Below are 16663 nucleotides of genomic sequence, written 5' to 3'. Positions count from 1 at the left end.
CGTCCCCGCTACGCCTCGCCTTCTTCGTCCAGTGCCATCCTGAACGCCACCACCGTGTGATCTTCGGTTGGCGTCACGGTAAATCCGCAGGCTCGGGCGAGCGCGATCATCGAACCGTTCTCGCGCAGCGCTTCACCTACCAGCCAGTGCGTCCCGCGCGAGCGCGCATAGGCAATGATCTTCTCCATCAGCAGCTTGCCGAGCCGCCGCCCCTTCTGATCCGAACGCACCGCCACCGCGAACTCAGCGGTCTCGTTATCCGGATCCGCCACCGCGCGCACGACGCCGAGCGTGCGCGTCATACCCAGCGCCGATCCCTCCTCACACGGCACGGTCGCGATCAGCGCCATCTCACGGTCATAGTCAATCTGCGTCATGCGTGCGAGCTGCGAGTGATCGAAGCTGCCCACGGCCCCGAAAAACCGCAGGCGCAGATCATCCGGCGTCATGGCCTCGACGAAGTCGTGATGCGCCGCCTCGTCCTCTGGACGAATGGGCCGCACCGTGATCCGCACGCCGCCCCATTCCAGCGTCTCCTCGTAGCGGCGCGGATACGGCATGATCGCGAGCCGGCTGCGCGTCGCGCCCAGATGGATCCGCGGTGCGACCACGGCCACGCGTTCAGGAAACACGCGCAGCGCCAGCGTCAATCCCACGATCTCGCGGACCCCGCAGACCGCTTCCGAGAGCGCCGTGAAAGCCGCCAGCACAGGTTCTGGCGCGGCGAGCCGCGCGTAAGGCGAGCGCGCCACCATCTCGCGCGCGAGCATGGGATTGAACGGCGGCAGCCCGAACAGCCGCTGCGGCGGCGAGACGCCGTCGACCGACGGCGTGGTAAAGCGAAATACCGGGCCGAAGTTGTCGTCGTCGTGCAAAGCGATGTCGATGTCGACGATCTTGTCCTGCGTCGTCTCCGCTGCCTCGACTTGCAAGCCGAAATGCGCCAGCAGACGCGCCGCAGCGTCCGCCGTCAGCGTGTCTTTCCCCGCTGCCAGCGCTGCGCGCGCCTGCGCCTGCGCGGCGTCGATTTCCTCGGGAATGTGAGCCGGCAGTCCCTCCGGCGTCTGCATCAACAGTTCGCGGCCGAGCCGGTAATCCACCAGACGCGCAAAGGCGCGCGCGAGCCGTTGTGGTGTGGTGTGTACCGGGATGCCCTGGGCATGCAAGGCGTCGCGCGTCGCCGCGTCCACGCCGCCGAAGAAACACGCCAGCAAACCACGGTAGGCAAAGCGCTGACTGGCGATCAGCGTCTGCGCCACCTCGCCGACCGGCGCATTGTTCGTGGACGCGTGGACGACGAACGCCGTACCCGTTGCGCGATGCGGGGCGAGCACCTTGAGCGCGATGCCAAAATCGTCCGCGTGCGCGCCGTCGCCGAGCAGCAGGGGGTTGCCAGCAACGGTGTGCGGCAGCGCCGTGGCGACCTCCTCGACGACCTCGCTGGGCCATTGCGCCAGGGTGTCACCGGCCGCCGCGAAGGCGTCGGAGGCGAGCGTCGCGACGCCGCTGTCGCTGGTGATGAGTGTCGCCGTGGCGCCGGCTGCGACGCGGCCTACGCCGAGGGTCTCGATTTCGTCCAGCAGATCGTCGAGAGAATCCACCCGCACCATCCCGGCGCGCCGGAAGGCGGCCGTGTACAGGCCGTCGACCGGGTCGGCGCGGCCCGAGCGCAAGGCCAGCACCGGCTTGTTGCGCGCCGCCGCCCGCGCCGCCGACATGAACTTGCGGGCCGCCCGCACGGTGTCGAGCTCGAGCAGGATGGCGCGGGTGCCGGGGTCGCTGGCGAGATAGTCGAGCACGTCGCCGGCATCCACGTCCGCTTCCTCGCCAAGCGCCACCGCATGCGAGAACCCAAGGCCGCGCGCATCAGCCCAGCCGAGCACGGCGTTGGTCAGTGCGTTCGACTGCGACACCCACGCCACGCCGCCCGCCTTCACCAGATGCGAAGGCGCGCCCAGATGCGCGCGCAGCGCCGGCGACATCACGCCGAGACTGCCGGGCCCGACCACGCGCAGCAGATGCGGCCGCGCCGCCGAAAGCGTGTGCCGGAGCGCAAGGCGGTCCTCGTCGCTGCGTGTCTCGCCTACGATAATCGCGGCCCGCGTGCCGAGTCCGCCTAATCGGTGGACGATGCCGGGCCATGTCGACGGCGGCGTGCAGATCACGGCCACCGTGGGCGCCTCCGGCAGATCGCCGACGTCGCCGATCACAGCGTGCCCGTCGAGGCTGGCATGCTTTGGATTGACCGGCCAAAGCGGCCCATCGAAACCTCCTTGCAGCATGCTTGCCCACACCATCGCGCCGACGCTGCGGGGCCGCGCCGAAGCGCCGATGACGGCGACGGATCTGGGTCGAAACAAGGCATCGAGATTGCGAACGGTCACGGGTGCTCCGCCTGATCGAAGTGGCGCGCATGACGCAATCACGCGCAATTTCATCAGGATAGGCGATCCCGGCGGCGGTGGTGATGGCCGCGACGGTTGAGACGGCAGCGGCGGCGCGCCGCCGTTCGTCGGCTGGAACGCCGTGACGCCTGGCTTGGTCCGGCTCCGAGTCATTTCGAGTTAAGGGGGTATGCGCGATCTCCCCCGCAAAGTGCGACAATCCGCGCCAGCCTGGTTCGCAGCGCTACCGGGCCGCGTACCTCGAATCGGATCAGTTCGGGTACAAAGCAGTAAGATGCACCGGCGACGTCGGCCGGTCTGCCGCGACCTGGCAGCAGGCGATGTACGGCCAACGTGCCAGGAAGATCCGACAGTCCGCCTGGCCGCGCAGGCGCGCCCGCGACGCGCCACCAGGCACTGTCCCAGAACGATGACGACCATAGCGAACGGCCGGCCCCGACCGCCGTTCCTCGAGAAAACACGGAAGGTGAAGTTATGCGGCGCTTGCCATCGCTGATCGCGTTGCGCTTCTTCGAAGAAACAGCACGTCATTTGAGCTTCAACCGCGCGGCGAGCGCGTTGTTCGTGACGCAAGGCGCCGTCAGCCGCCAGATCAAGATCCTCGAGGAGTCGCTGGGCGCGAAGCTGTTCGAACGGGACCACAAGGGCATCAAACTGACGGCGGCAGGCCTGCAATTGCTGCCGTGCGTGTCCGAAGCTTTCGACACCATCGAGCGGGGCACGCGGCAGATCACCACGGCCAAGGGCCGACGCCGCCTCGTGTTATCCGTGCCGCCCACGTTCGCGACACAGTGGTTTTCGCCCAGGCTCGGCTCGCTGGCGGTGGAGTTGCCGGACGTCGAACTGTCGATCCGCACCGAGCCCTCTGAGGACTGCCACTGCAATATCCGCTTTGGTCGCCACGCCCTGCCTGATGCGCATTCCGAGTTGCTGATGATCGAGCGCCATACGCTGGTAGGCGCGCCCCATCTGCTTGGACGCCCGCTCGACACGTTGCTGGAGCGCATGCCGGCATTGCATGTGTTGCATAACGAGACGCGGCTCGATCTCTGGCCGAACTGGCTTGCCACGGCGAACCTGCCAGCGCACTACGCCGAGAACGGGATCGAATTTTCGAACCTGGAGCAGGCCATCCACGCGGCGCGTAAAGGTGCCGGTCTCGCGGTAGTCGATCGCAACATGATCGTCGAAGAACTCGCGGACGGCAGCCTTGCGCGCATTTCCGAGATCGAAGTCAGCGGACCGTACGGGTATTGGCTCGATATCGCCTCGCGTCATGCCGCGCTCGAACACGTACAGGCGTTTGCAACATGGATGCGGGAAGAGGTTCTGAAGATGGGGTGAGCCGCGTCGTGCCGTGCTGACTGCGTGACGCGATTGACCTTCCATGCGAGGCATCCTGGCATACGTGAATCTCGACGCGGGCGCTATCTTCCCTACCCGAACGAACCGCCCGCGCGGGTGCTCTATACTTCATTGCCCTCTCTCTTGATCCGCTGGTTTGGCGTGACAGCCAGGTTCCCTCAAGGCCGAACCGGCGCCGCGCCGACAACTCCGGCCCTTATCATTGCGCATCAGACCCAAAGCTACAGCATGAGTAAACGCCCCACCACTCAACTTCCGAACGCGGTCGATCAGCCTGCCAATGACGAACTCATCGAGGGCATCCTCGACAATGCGGTGAAGGCTGCGCAACGCAACGCCGAATTGTTCGCCAAGCTTGCAGCGCTCGCGCGGGCCATCGAGCAATGCAATTCGTCACCCGCGAGGCGCGCGAAACTGCTGTTCACTTTCGAAGAACTCGCCATCAGCGCCGAAGCGGATGCGAAACTCGACACTGAGTTTTTCGAGGGTCTGCGAAACGGACAGGTGATGAAACAGCAACTACGCAGCGAACACCTGCAACAGGAAGAGGCAGTGCCCGAGTTCACAATTCTGGCGCCGTCTACAACGACGAGACATTAAGCGCTACTGGCTTGACCGTCTCTGTTTCAACGGCAGTGAGAAGTATAAAAATCCGGCTTCGATTCGAATAGCCTGTCCGAATGGCCTATGCCGATCGGCCTGCTAGCAGTTCACCGGCTTCGTCCCGTAGTATCAATGGCCTTACGTCACTGAGTTTCTGATCAGTATGAGCCAGCAAATGCGGGCGCGCCCCACCCATCACTCCGCGGCAATTGACCTGCCCGTTAACGCGAAAAGGCCCTGTACAGGGCCTTTGAACAAGTTAGCGGCCCTCATACGGGTCGCTAACTTCCTGCTCGTTCTGTGGGAAGCGCGCCGCTTACATCGCCTTCTTGAAGGGTGCGCCCGAATGTTCGCGCAGTTCGTTGAACACGATCTTCGGCCATGCCTTTTGCGCCACTTCGATTTCGGAAATGTGCGAAGCCAGGTACGTGGGTGCGTTCGAAGCATCGAGCGCAATCCGTGCCGCGTAGGCGTCATTGAATCGACGCAGTTCGGCGGCGTCGTCGCAGGTCACCCAGCGCGACATGCGATAGCGCGCGGGCGCCATCCGCACATCGACCTTGTATTCCGTCGAAAGCCGATGCGACACCACTTCGAACTGAAGTTGGCCCACTGCGCCGAGAATCATCAGGCCACCATGCACGGGGCGAAATACCTGAATCGCGCCCTCTTCGCCCAGTTGTTTGAGCGCTTCGCCGAGTTGCTTGGCGCGCATCGGGTCCACCACTTCAACCGTCTGGAAAATTTCCGGCGCGAAGAACGGCAAGCCCACGAATTGCAGCGTCTCGCCTTCGGTCAACGTGTCGCCCAGGCTCAGCGTGCCGTGATTCGGAATGCCGATGATGTCGCCCGGATACGCTTCGCTCACCGTTTCACGGCGCTGCGACAGGAACGTCACCACGTTATTGGCGCGGAAGGTCTTGTTGGAACGCGTCACCTTCAGCGCCATGCCGCGCTCGAAGTGGCCCGAGCACACGCGGATAAACGCCACGCGGTCGCGGTGCGCCAGGTCCATGTTTGCCTGAACCTTGAACACCACGCCCGTGAACTTGGGCTCGTCCGGTTCCACCGCCCGCTGCACGGCCATGCGCGCGGACGGCGGCGGCGCGAGGTCGACCAGCGCGTCGAGAATTTCCTTCACGCCGAAGTTGTTGATGGCCGAGCCGAACAACACCGGCGATTGCTGACCCGCAAGGAACTGCTCGCGGTCGAACTCGGGCGACGCGCCCGTGATCAGATCGATTTCTTCTTTCGCCTTCACCCAGCTATGACCGAAGCGGCGCTCGCCTTCTTCGTCACTCAGGGCGTGCAGCGTCTCGACCTCGCCGCCGGCCTTATCCTGCCCGGCGCGGAACAACCGCACCTGATCGCGCTGGATGTCGTAGACGCCCTGAAACTCTTTGCCCATGCCGATCGGCCACGTGAACGGCACTGCCGCCACACCCAGATGCTGTTCGATTTCATCGAGCAGTTCCAGCGGCTCGCGCACTTCACGGTCGAGCTTGTTAATGAAGGTGACGATCGGCGTCTTGCGGCTGCGGCAGACTTCGAGCAGCTTCAGCGTCTGGGCTTCCACGCCGTTCGCGCCGTCGATCACCATGACGGCCGCGTCCACTGCCGTCAGCACGCGATACGTGTCTTCGGAGAAGTCTTCGTGGCCGGGGGTGTCGAGCAGGTTGATGACGGCGTCACCGTACTCGAACTGCATCACCGAGCTGGCCACCGAAATGCCGCGCTGCTTTTCGATCTCCATCCAGTCAGAGGTCGCGTAGCGATTGCTCTTGCGGCCCTTCACGGTACCGGCAATCTGGATCGCGCCCGAAAACAGCAACAGTTTTTCGGTCAGCGTGGTCTTGCCCGCATCCGGGTGGGAGATGACCGCAAAGGTGCGGCGGCGTTTGAGTTCAGAGACTGACATCGGGTCTGGCGGTCACGGATAGGGGTTCGGGCGGTGTTCAGGAGCGTGCGGCCCCTGTTCCCGTCACGTCTGACGCGGCGGGCGGCGGCGAGCTGCGGCCGTCAGGCACGGAAACCCGGCTCATCGCAGAGCAAACGCGCCGCAACGCAAGCGGGTTGCGAACGAACGTTCTAAAAAACGGGGATAACCGGCGCGGAGCAGCGCAGGGAACGAATGATACACGTCATGGGGGTCGGTGTATGGAAACAGCCCGATGGATCCGGCCGGTTTCCGGCGCCGGATTCCGACCTTTCCGGTATGAGGCCGCGAATCTTCGCCTTTCCAGCAATCACTGGTAGGCCATGGTGAACGTGGCCAGCGCCCTCACCGTTCCGGCCGAAACCTTACCCGTACTGATGTATCGCGCGACCAACGGCACCTGCAAGGGCCCGCTGGGCGAACTTCCAATCAACCATTGGTTTTTGTTACCCACGGTGCTGGAGTCCGGGCCGAAAGAGACCGGCGAGCCGCTATTTAACACCTGAACTCCCACACCTTGCGCCGTCGAGTCCGCGGTCAGCTTGAGCGTATTGCTCTGGTTCGCCGGATTGACGTTATCGGTGAGCGTGATATACACCTTCGCGCCCGGTGAGCAACTGAATGACAGCGAGAAAGACGTCGCCCCCGCAGTTGCGCCGACACCCGAAGAAAGCGCCCCAGTGCCGACACCGGGGAGTGAAACGGCAACGCCCTGCTGGTTGACGGAACAGGTGGCCTGGGTGATGGTGCCGGTTGCGTTACCTGTATATAGCCACCCTTGGCCCCATGCCGTCGGGCTATCTGAATTGACGAAAGTGATCATGACCTCTGGCGCAGTGTTTAGGGTGGAAATCCCTCCCTGAATATGACCGGTTACGACCAGTTGCGCCGTTACGGTCATCGAGGCCGGCATAAACGCCCCACCAACTGGACCATTAAACACACATGGGACGGCGGCTGTTCCGTTCGTCATGGTGACGTTGGTTGCGCTGCACTGCGATGAATTGAATATGTACCGAATTCCCAAGCCGGGCACGGCGGTCTGGTAGACGTCCGTACCGAATCCGAGCGGTGAAGTCGTGCTGAAGTTTGCGGTATTCGTCCCGGTCGTCTCGGTCGGATTCGGACTTCCATTGACAAACCTGCACTGCTCTGAATATGTAATCGGCGCCAAAGTGGTCACTACAGTCCCAACGGTAGCATTTGCCGGCACAGAAATAGAGCCAACTGCCAACACCTGGTTATAGCCCGAAAGGGAGTAGCACTCAATTTTTGCATGCGCCGATAGCGACATCAATCCTCCAAAGAGAACCAGCGCGTAGCGCAAAAATACTCGCGTTAGCCAGCATACGAGACCGTCATGCCGAGTCCGCGCCGTGACGGACCGAAACCAGGTCTCGGCAGCGCGATATCTGATCATTGCCAATATCGATTTGACCATTTCATTCACCTTTTCGACTGATCCGATGTTGAATCGGCTGAGACTGTTTGACGGCCACCCACACAGTGCCCTTCAAACGACTGATACGCCGCACTGCTACTCGTGCCGCTCTGCTTCGGCAACACATAGTCAATGCGGCACTGCTCGGACCCGGCTTCGCCCCACTTCACGAACAACGAGCCCTTGTCTTCAAGCCCGCGCGCGAAAATGCGACTGTCCTGCGCGACTAGGCCGACGGTGCGTCCTTGCGCATCGACCACATCCACGCCGAACGGCAGCGCCTTGTCGCCCAGTTGGGGAGCACGAATCAGCGCGGCACGGCCGGTAACGGTCTTGTACTTCAGCATCACCACCGAACCCAGCCGCGGCGCGGTCTGTTCCGATGTCGATTCAAACTCGACGTCGGTAGAGGTGCCCTTGGGATCGATATCGACGGTGTTCATGCCGTACGGTGTCAAATACGGCACCACCGCATAGCCGTGGCTATTGACCTTGACGCCGGGCGAACTCGACACGCTTGCGCCAGCCGCGCCTTGAGCGTCGACGATGCCGAACGTATCGCCCACGGTTTGCGAGAACGTCACGCCGCCCGGATGCGCGACGATCGAGCCGCTGACGCCCGCGGACACCTGGCTCGTCCCCGCGCCCGAACTGGCCGACGCCGTCAACTGCGCATACGGTGCACGCCACGACCCGCTCACGCCTGCATTCGACGCGCTGCCGGTGCTTGCACCGTTGTATGTGCCGTAGGCGTTGTACGAGTACTGGTTGGCGTCGCCCAGCGAACCGCTCACGTTGGCCTGCATGTTCAACGCGCCGCCCGAACTCGACAGGTTCGTCGACAGCATCGGCGAATGCTGGCTGTGTCCGAGCGGAATGGTCGTGCTGACCATGTACAGGTTCTCCATCGTGCCGTCGGAATTCCGCGTACGCCCCGCAGTCACGCTGTAGGTGCCGTACTTGAAACTGTTCGTATAGCCCGCCTGGAAGAACGTATCGCTGCCGCCGCGATTCCAGTACTTCTGCGACGACGCGCTAAGGAACACCGTGCCGTGATCCTTGAAATTCTGGTTGACGGTGATCTGCAGGCGGTTGCGCTCACGATCCACGGTGTTGATGTCGCCGCCATGCAGCGCCATGTCGCGCACGGAGGCGGCGTCCGAGAGATTCAGAAAGCCCGCGGTCGAGTAGCGATAGGCAGCCACCGCGATGTTGGTATCCGTGGTGTCGATAAACTTGTTGTAGCCAATGCGCAAACTGGTGCCGTGCATCGTGCCATGCCCGGGCACTTCGGTCTGGGCGCCGGTGATATCCGCGGAGAATGCGCCGTATTTCGTATTCAGCGCCGCGCCGATATCCGCAGCCACATAGCCGTTCGATGCCACCGCGCCACCGTACGCGGTGACCGCGTTGGTCAGGCCGCGTTGCAGGGTGAACTGCGCGAAGGCGGGCTTGGTGTCGAGCGAGGAGTCGCGTAACTGGCCGGCCGTCGCGGAGAAGCGCGTGGTGCCCGGCCGCAGCGACTGGGAGACCGAGGCGAACGGCACCGTGAAGCTTTCGGTGTGGCCGTCCGCTTCGGTCACGGTGACTTCGAGATTGCCGCCGTATCCGGTGGCATACAGGTCCTTGATTTCGAACGGTCCAGGTGACACCGTCGTTTCATAGATCACCTGGTTGTTCTGACGAATCGTCACCCGCGCGTTCGATTGCGCCGTGCCACGCACCACCGGCGCATAGCCGCGCAGCGATTCGGGCAGCATGCGGTCATCGCTCGCGATCTGCACGCCGCGGAACGCGACGCTGTCGAACACGTCGCCGGTCGTGCTCGAATCGCCGATCGTCAGCTGCGATTTGAGCTTCGTCAGATCGTGCTGCACGTACGTGGCGATATTGTCGAACTGCGTGCCTTCGCCGGTGCCCGTCGTCACCGAGGACTGGTGGCGGAAATGCCAGCCGCCGATATTCAAACCCGCGTCGATCCCGAGATAGCTTTGCGTCGAATCAACGCCTGCGCCGCTCGTGTGATACGTGTTCGCGTTGTAGCTGATGAAGCCCGCATTGACGCCGGTTTGCCACATCTCCGGCGGTACATAGCCGCGCGCGGCGTTGCGCATGTATTTCTGCGGCACGCTCAATGTCAGCTTCTGCTCGGAGAAGTCGAAGTCAAACGAAGCACCCGGCACGACCGCGGCCAGATCAACACATTCGCTGGAGACGGCGGTGCCGGCCGGTTCGCTAGCAGGCGCCGTCGACGTGGCTTGCGGTGCGCTGTCTGTCTTGCCCGCTTCTGGCTTTGTGCCGTTATCGGCCCCCACCTTGGCGAAATCGACGCCGAAGCCTTCCAGCATCTGACGACTCAGACACGGCCGTGCGGAATCGCCGGCCTGTGCCGCCACGAACCGCACGTCCTGACGCGCAATACGGATATCGTTCATCCACACGTCGACTGAGTACACGCCCGGTGACACGGCGTTGCCGTGCGAGAAACGCGTGACGTCGACGGTTTCGCTCGGTGCGGTACGGAGAAACGAGGTATCGAACTGCACCGCCTCCGGGGCCGCCGCGGCCGTGACTTCAGACGCATTCACACTCGCCGACTGGACGCCGCTCACTACCGTGAACGCCGACAGTACGACGGCGGTAACCGGGTTCAGGCCAAACGGTCCAGACTCAACGCAAACCTGCGCGCGCAGCTGATATCGAGGTGAATGCTTCATGATCTGACTGACTTCCAAGGTCCTGCAAACAGGCATGCGTTGCCCCTGTGCGTTGCCTGTGCAACGCACACGAAGTGCGGGAATGTTTTGTCGTAGGGGCGGCGCGGGCCGCCCGGCCGGTGCGGCGCTAGTGCGCGCTATTGGCCGATGGTCGCGTCGCCAGTCAAGGCGCCGCCGTAATCACTGATCGCGGTGTAGTGGACCTTCGCGCCTGTCGCGACGGCGTTCATCTGCGCAACCGGCAAAACTTCAGTGGCACGCGGCGCGACCATGCCGCCGCGTTCGTTCTTGTAGGTGTGACCACCGCTTTCGACGTCGACTTCGCTGAACGACACGTAGTACGGCGTGGGATTCGTCACGCTCAGCGCTTCGCCCTTACCGCCCGGCGCCGCTGTAATCTTCCAGCTCAGTTGGGACGGTGCGTCTTCTGGCTTGCCGGCGAGTTTCGTCGGGCGCACGAACACCTTGATGCGCGTGCGATACGCAATCTGCAACACGTTCGCATCGTCCTTGTTCGCAGCCTTTGGCGGAATGTCCAGCACGTTGAGCCAGTAGACCGATTCGCGGTCGGTGGGCACGGCCTCGCCGCTATACATCACGCGCAGCGTCTGCGCCTTCTTCGGGTCCATGCGGAAGATCGGCGGCGTAATCACAAACGGCACCTTGATGTCGCCCGGCTTCGCATCCGGATGACCATCGTCGATCCATACCTGCACCAGCGACGGCGTCGCGCTGTCGTTATCCAGCTTGACGGTGACTTCGCGCTGATCGAGCGGATACACGACACGCGTCCCGCCAATCGTCACGCTTGCGCTTGCCGCACCCGCCATCAGCGCACAGGCAAGACCCACTCCCATTGCAATTCGACCGAGCTTCATCACACCCACCTTCTTTCAAAAATGATCTTAAAAATTGGCTGCAAAAAAGGCGTTCGCACGTGCGAACGCCTGAGCTATTCGCTTACTGGTACTGCATCGTGTACGAAACGCTCGTGTTCACCGTGCCGGCAGTCGCTGCACCGGTGGCGAAATACTCGCCGTAGTACTTGAGGCTGGCCGCGCCCGCGCTGATGGTTGCGCCATTAGCGGCGATATGGTTGTTTTCAGCGGTCAGAATGTTGATCGGCTGGAACGACGCGTTCAGCAAACGCACGTCGACGTTCTTGGCAGTGCCGCCCGTGTTCGTCAAATATCCGTTGGCCTGATCGACATTAGGACTGCTTTCGAAATAGGCCACGGCTTTGGTCGCGGTACCCGAGCAGCCGGTCAATTCCAGCGGAATCGGAGCCGAACGGCCGGCGGTTGCACCCGCGACACCCAACGTGGAAGCCGACACTTCCGGCAGCGTGACCGCCGAAGTAACGGGCGTGCCCGAGGCGATGCCGTTGATCGAGCACGTGGTATCCGACAGCGTGCCTGTGAACGTGATCGTGCCGTCCGACGCCTGTGCGCCGAACGATGCGAGACCGAGCAAACCGCCAGCGGCGATTGCAATAGCGGGGATCAGTGATTTCATGGTGACTACTCCAGTGACTAAAAACGTTCTTGCGTTGAATTCGACGCGGCGCCGTGTTCATTGCGACGCGCCTCTTGCGTATGCCCGGTGGCGTTGCCTTGGGCGTTCCAATGTTCATCGCCGGAAAGGCGGTCTTGTTTTGAAGCATTGGCCTATCGTTCAGGCGCCCATTAATGATATGGAGCGGCGATTCTTAAGTACCTAGGACCATTCTTATTTGAGTGGGATTGTTCTGACTGCAATGTAGGAATCTGGATGAACCAGATTCGGCTCGCCATGACGGGCAATGGAATCAAAGCCCACACATCAACCGAAACTGCGATGCACGTAGGGGATGCGCGCCTGACGGTGATAGCTCAATCCATCAACTACACGAGAAACCAGCAACAATTCCGCTTGATATTTCATTAATCATTTCGGGTTCCTTCCAGTTTCGAAAACTGGTCGTACCCCAAGTCCATTGCGGATCATTTCTCGTTAACCTAGGATTAAACGCGACCGCCTCATCGCCCGATGGCTACCACGCACTTGAATCGGTCCACGGGTGTCCTGGAAAACATGGAGGATGTATGTCCGACGAAAGCAATCCGGCTTCCGGAACAAAACGTAGAGACTTTCTGAAAGGCGTCGCCACGGTTGGCATCGCCACGGGGTTTGGCACGGTCGTCGGGGAGGCCATCGCGCAGAATCCCGCGAGCCCCAAGCCTACCGGCATCGGTGCAAAGCCACCCACCCAGGCCACTCGCGAAGCCAACGCGGTTTATGCCAATCAGCTTTCATTTAGCGATACTCAGGACTTTCAGGACGCCACGCGTGGGTTGATCGCCACACTGCCCGATCCCGGCATCATTCCCAGTTCGAAAGGAGGGGCTGCGTGGGATCTAAACCAGTTCGCATTTATTAGCGGCGGCCCCGAGAACAACGCGCCGGACTCGGTCAATCCAAGCTTGTGGCGCAATGCCAAGCTGAACATGAATCACGGGCTGTTCCAGGTGGTGGACGGCATCTGGCAGGTGCGCGGTTACGACCTGTCGGTGATGAGCATCATTCGCGGCGACACGGGCTGGATCGTGATCGACCCGCTCATGACCGAAGATGCATCGGTCGTCGTCTGGAAGCAGCTCGTGGTGCCGCATCTCGGCGAGCGGCCCATCACCCACGTCATTTACACGCATAGCCACGCAGACCACTACGGCGGCATTCGCGGCATCATCGACGAGGCCGATCTCAAAGCCGGCAAGGTGAAGATCTACGCGCCCGCGGGCTTTACCGAAGCCGCGGTGGGCGAGAACGTGATTGCCGGCAACGCCATGAGTCGACGCGCCGCGTACATGTACGGCAATCTGTTGCCGAGAAATACGACCGGCGTCGTGGATGGCGGCCTGGGCAAGACCACGTCGATCGGCGCCATCACCATGCTGGTCCCCACGGATTTCGCCACTTCCACCGGTCAGAAGCTCACGCTGGACGGCGTGGACATGACGATCATCATGGCGCCCGAATCCGAAGCGCCCGCCGAGTTCATGTTCTACCTGCCGAAGTTCAAGGCCTTCTGCGCAGCCGAAGACGCCACCCACACGCTGCACAACCTCTACACGTTACGTGGTGCGAAGGTCCGCGACGCGCTGTTGTGGTCGAAGTACCTGCAAGCTGCCATCGACATGTTCGGCGGCGAGATGGAAGTGCTGTTCGCGTCGCACTACTGGCCGACGTGGGGCAACGAACGCATCGTCGCCTTCCTGCGAGCGCAGCGCGACATGTACCGCTATCTGCACGATCAGACCATGCGGCTCGCCAACACCGGCTACACGCCGCTCGAGATCGCGGAGTCGTTGCGGCTGCCCGATTCGCTCGCCAAACAGTGGTATTGCCGCAGCTACTACGGCACGGTGTTTCACGATCTCGTCGCGCAGTACAACCTGCGTCTGGGTTTCTTCGACGGCGTACCGGCCAATCTGCACCGCCTGCCGCCCGTGGAAAACGGCAAGCGGTATGTCGAGTTCATGGGCGGTTCGGCGGCGGTCCTGCAAAAGGCTCAAGCGTATTACGACAAGGGCGAATATCGTTGGGTCGCGGAAGTCGTCAATCACGTGGTTTTTGCCGATCCGCAAAACGTTTCCGCCAGGCATCTGCTCGCGGATACCTACGAACAGCTCGGCTACCAGGCGGAGTCCGCGCCGTGGCGCAACTTCTATCTGACCGGCGCCATGGAATTGCGCAATGGCGTGCACAAGGTTCCGTTCGGCAGTTCGCAAAGTCCCGATACGATCAAGGCCATGCCGCTGGAAATGTTCCTTGATTACCAGGGCGTGCGTCTGAATGGCGATCGCGCCGCCGGCAAGTCCATCACGTTCAATTTCATCATGACGGATACGAACGAGCGCTACCTGGTCGGCGTCGAAAACTCCGCGCTGCACTATTCAAAAGGCAAGACTTCGGATACCGCAGATGCCTCGGTGACAATGACGCGCGCCGATCTCAACGAAGTCATGATGGGCAATACGTCGATGGAAAAGCTGGTCATGGGCGGCAAGGCGAAGATCAGCGGCAGCGCGCCGAAACTGGGCGAGTTCGTCTCGTGGCTCGACAACTTCGATTTCTGGTTCAACATCGTCACGCCATAACGGGAGGCCCGATGTGCGCAATCTGTGAACTGAAGATCGAATTCAATATCGGGCATCCCCAGGCGCTCGCCGTTGCGGTTGCGACGCGCGAAGCGATGGAAAGCGGCGTATTGCCGGAGACTCCTGTGGACGGCGCGTTGAGCAACATGAAGCTGCGCCTCGCCGCCATCGACGCCCTCAAAGGTCTGCAAAGCCGCCTCGAAGCAGCCGTGCCCGTGAGCCGTTTGATGGCATTGCCGGACTTCTATGTGCTGCTGATTGAAATCGGCACCTGGGGATTTTTTCACGCCACCGAAAACGGCTTCGATCCAGATATCACGCCGGAGCCGCCCGATGTGACGTCGGAAAAGCAGGAGGATCGTGACGTGGTACTGGTGTCGTCGGAGGCAACGCTAACGGCGATTCTGGACGGTCAGCTACCGCTGGACGTTGCGTTTGAAGACAGTCTGATGGTGCTGGATGCCGGCGACGCCCACACGCAGTTGTTGCACGCGGTGCTCGGCGCGGCCTTTCCTGAAGACAGCAAACGGGAGAACAATCGCGCAGTCAACTTCTAAGCGAAGACGCCACGCTGCGGTTTAACGCGGCAGCAAAAAATAAGGCCGAACGCGGAAGCGTTCGGCTTTATTTACTTGCACTTCGCTTTGATCAGAAAACTAGCTTCCGCTCGCCTGATTCAGCGTCAAATGCTTCGTCTCAGGTGCCCACGCGATCGAGACCACCATGCCGATCAGCAGCACTGCGGCCAACACCATCATCGTTGCGTGAAATCCCAATTGGGCAATACCGAGTGGCAACAAGAACGTGCCCACTGCTGATCCCAACCGGCTGCAAGCGATAGCCAGGCCCACGCCACACGCCCGCACTTCGGTGGGGAAACACTCGGGCGGAAACACGCCCACCAGATTCGAGAACGCCGACATGGTCAACGTGAAGACCGCAAATGCCACGATCATCGCCAGCGTCGCTGATTCCGGCAGCACGCTCAACGCCACCAGCGAGAGACACGTCACGGCGAACGAGCCAATCAGGAACATCCGGCGCGACAGTTTGATCGTGAGCCAGATGCCGATCAGGGCGCCGAGCACGAGGAATCCGTTCAGCAGGAAGTCCGCGCCCGAGCCGTCGTTCAGATGAATCGCCTTGAGGATGGTCGGCAAGAACGTGTAGATCGCGAAATACGGAATCACGAGGCACACGAAGAATGCGCAGTTGAAAATGGTCCGGCGAATCAGATCCTTGCGGAACAGCCGCGCAAATCCTCCTGACAGGCGCGTGTGTTCGTCATCGCCACCGTCGATCGTCACGTTAGGACCAAAGTGCTTCAGCACGATGGCTTTGGCTTCCGCCACCCGGCCTTTGCCGTGCAGCCAGCGCGGCGATTCCGGCGTACCCATGCGCGCGATCAGCACGATCAACGCAGGCACCCCAGCCGATGCCAGCAGCCAGCGCCACGCGTCCGGCGAGGCGTTGGCGTACTCCATCCCGAGCACATTGGCGACCACGTAGCCAACGGTCCAGATCACGCTGAACGAGCCTAGCAGCGTGCCGCGCTGCTTGCGAGGCGAAAATTCCGCGAGAATGGCGTGGCCCACCGCGAAGTCACCGCCCATGCCGAAGCCAATCAGCACGCGCAACAGAACCAGTTCCAGCGGCGACGTCACGTAGAACTGCGCGAACGCCGCCAGCGTGATAATCAGAAAGCTCAGCAGGAAAATCTTTTGCCTACCCAGCTTGTCGGATAGCCAGCCGAATACCAGGCTGCCCAGAAAGATGCCCATCAACGCCGAACTGCCAATCATGCCCGTCCAGAACGTATCGAGCGGCATCTGACGGTTGAGCGAAGTGAGGGCATAGCCGATCGTGCCGAGCGCGAAGCCTTCCGTGAAGTGCGCGCCAAACGTCAGACCGGCAATCTTGACGTGAAACCGGTTGAGCGGAACGTCGTCGAGCGAGACGGGGCCGTGTGCAGGGGCGTTGCCCCTGGTGTGTGGCTGGGCGGGGCTAAGACCAAGCGTGCCTGCCGGGATGTCCTGATTACTCAAGGTGTCTCCATT

11 protein-coding genes are annotated in these 16663 nt (G+C 61.8%); 4 read left to right on the top strand and 7 right to left on the bottom strand.

All coding sequences use genetic code 11. From position 1 onward, the window contains the following. Window positions 1–8: 8 nt before the first annotated feature. Window positions 9–2384, bottom strand: coding sequence for a GNAT family N-acetyltransferase (locus D0B32_RS02520; RefSeq protein ID WP_117332099.1), 2376 nt, complete (start codon window positions 2382–2384; stop codon window positions 9–11). Window positions 2385–2879: 495 nt separating this feature from the next. Between D0B32_RS02520 and D0B32_RS02515 the strand changes: the two genes are divergently transcribed. Continuing rightward, complete coding sequence (locus D0B32_RS02515; RefSeq protein WP_117332098.1) at window positions 2880–3749, top strand: LysR family transcriptional regulator; 870 nt, start codon at window positions 2880–2882, stop codon at window positions 3747–3749. Between the two features lie 144 nt (window positions 3750–3893). Next, a complete protein-coding gene (locus D0B32_RS02510; protein WP_147329479.1) occupies window positions 3894–4370 on the top strand; it encodes a hypothetical protein in 477 nt (158 codons plus the stop codon). Between the two features lie 319 nt (window positions 4371–4689). Here D0B32_RS02510 and D0B32_RS02505 read toward each other — a convergent pair whose 3' ends face one another. The 5 genes from D0B32_RS02505 to D0B32_RS02485 form a co-directional block, all read right to left on the bottom strand. After that, a complete protein-coding gene (locus tag D0B32_RS02505) occupies window positions 4690–6291 on the bottom strand; it encodes a peptide chain release factor 3 (RefSeq protein ID WP_117332096.1) in 1602 nt (533 codons plus the stop codon). 328 nt (window positions 6292–6619) lie between these two features. Further along, complete coding sequence (locus D0B32_RS02500; protein ID WP_117332095.1) at window positions 6620–7750, bottom strand: fimbrial protein; 1131 nt, start codon at window positions 7748–7750, stop codon at window positions 6620–6622. Between the two features lie 5 nt (window positions 7751–7755). Beyond that, window positions 7756–10467, bottom strand: coding sequence for a fimbria/pilus outer membrane usher protein (locus D0B32_RS02495; RefSeq protein WP_117333423.1), 2712 nt, complete (start codon window positions 10465–10467; stop codon window positions 7756–7758). A gap of 137 nt (window positions 10468–10604) precedes the next feature. Further along, window positions 10605–11345, bottom strand: coding sequence for a fimbria/pilus periplasmic chaperone (locus tag D0B32_RS02490; protein ID WP_117332094.1), 741 nt, complete (start codon window positions 11343–11345; stop codon window positions 10605–10607). A gap of 82 nt (window positions 11346–11427) precedes the next feature. Further along, entirely contained in the window at window positions 11428–11982 is a 555-nt protein-coding gene (locus D0B32_RS02485; protein WP_117332093.1) for a fimbrial protein, read from the bottom strand. A gap of 569 nt (window positions 11983–12551) precedes the next feature. Here D0B32_RS02485 and D0B32_RS02480 point away from each other — a divergent pair. Together D0B32_RS02480 and D0B32_RS02475 are read left to right on the top strand one after the other, a co-directional pair. Then, window positions 12552–14606 carry an alkyl/aryl-sulfatase gene (locus D0B32_RS02480; RefSeq protein ID WP_117332092.1) on the top strand — a complete coding sequence of 685 codons (2055 nt, stop codon included), beginning with the start codon at window positions 12552–12554 and terminating at the stop codon, window positions 14604–14606. Window positions 14607–14617: 11 nt separating this feature from the next. Then, entirely contained in the window at window positions 14618–15163 is a 546-nt protein-coding gene (locus D0B32_RS02475) for a hypothetical protein (protein WP_117332091.1), read from the top strand. Between the two features lie 99 nt (window positions 15164–15262). On the opposite strand, the gene D0B32_RS02470 is transcribed toward D0B32_RS02475, so the two are convergent. After that, the gene (locus D0B32_RS02470; protein WP_117332090.1) at window positions 15263–16651 is read right to left on the bottom strand and encodes an MFS transporter; all 1389 of its coding nucleotides are present in this window, start codon (window positions 16649–16651) and stop codon (window positions 15263–15265) included. Window positions 16652–16663: the final 12 nt, after the last annotated feature.

Origin of the sequence: Paraburkholderia sp. DHOC27, assembly GCF_003429005.1 — a bacterium.
In the GTDB taxonomy this organism is placed as follows: Bacteria; Pseudomonadota; Gammaproteobacteria; order Burkholderiales; family Burkholderiaceae; genus Paraburkholderia.
Note: the sequence above shows the minus strand (reverse complement) of the source record. Positions and strands in the feature narration are given on the sequence as shown.

Excerpts from the sequence above, each read along its gene's own strand:
- D0B32_RS02515 (WP_117332098.1), top strand. The coding sequence starts at position 2,880 with ATGCGGCGCTTGCCATCGCTGATCGCGTTGCGCTTCTTCGAAGAAACA.
- D0B32_RS02505 (WP_117332096.1), bottom strand. The coding sequence starts at position 6,291 with ATGTCAGTCTCTGAACTCAAACGCCGCCGCACCTTTGCGGTCATCTCC.
- D0B32_RS02500 (WP_117332095.1), bottom strand. The coding sequence starts at position 7,750 with ATGGTCAAATCGATATTGGCAATGATCAGATATCGCGCTGCCGAGACC.
- D0B32_RS02495 (WP_117333423.1), bottom strand. The coding sequence starts at position 10,467 with ATGAAGCATTCACCTCGATATCAGCTGCGCGCGCAGGTTTGCGTTGAG.
- D0B32_RS02490 (WP_117332094.1), bottom strand. The coding sequence starts at position 11,345 with ATGAAGCTCGGTCGAATTGCAATGGGAGTGGGTCTTGCCTGTGCGCTG.
- D0B32_RS02485 (WP_117332093.1), bottom strand. The coding sequence starts at position 11,982 with ATGAAATCACTGATCCCCGCTATTGCAATCGCCGCTGGCGGTTTGCTC.
- D0B32_RS02480 (WP_117332092.1), top strand. The coding sequence starts at position 12,552 with ATGTCCGACGAAAGCAATCCGGCTTCCGGAACAAAACGTAGAGACTTT.
- D0B32_RS02475 (WP_117332091.1), top strand. The coding sequence starts at position 14,618 with ATGTGCGCAATCTGTGAACTGAAGATCGAATTCAATATCGGGCATCCC.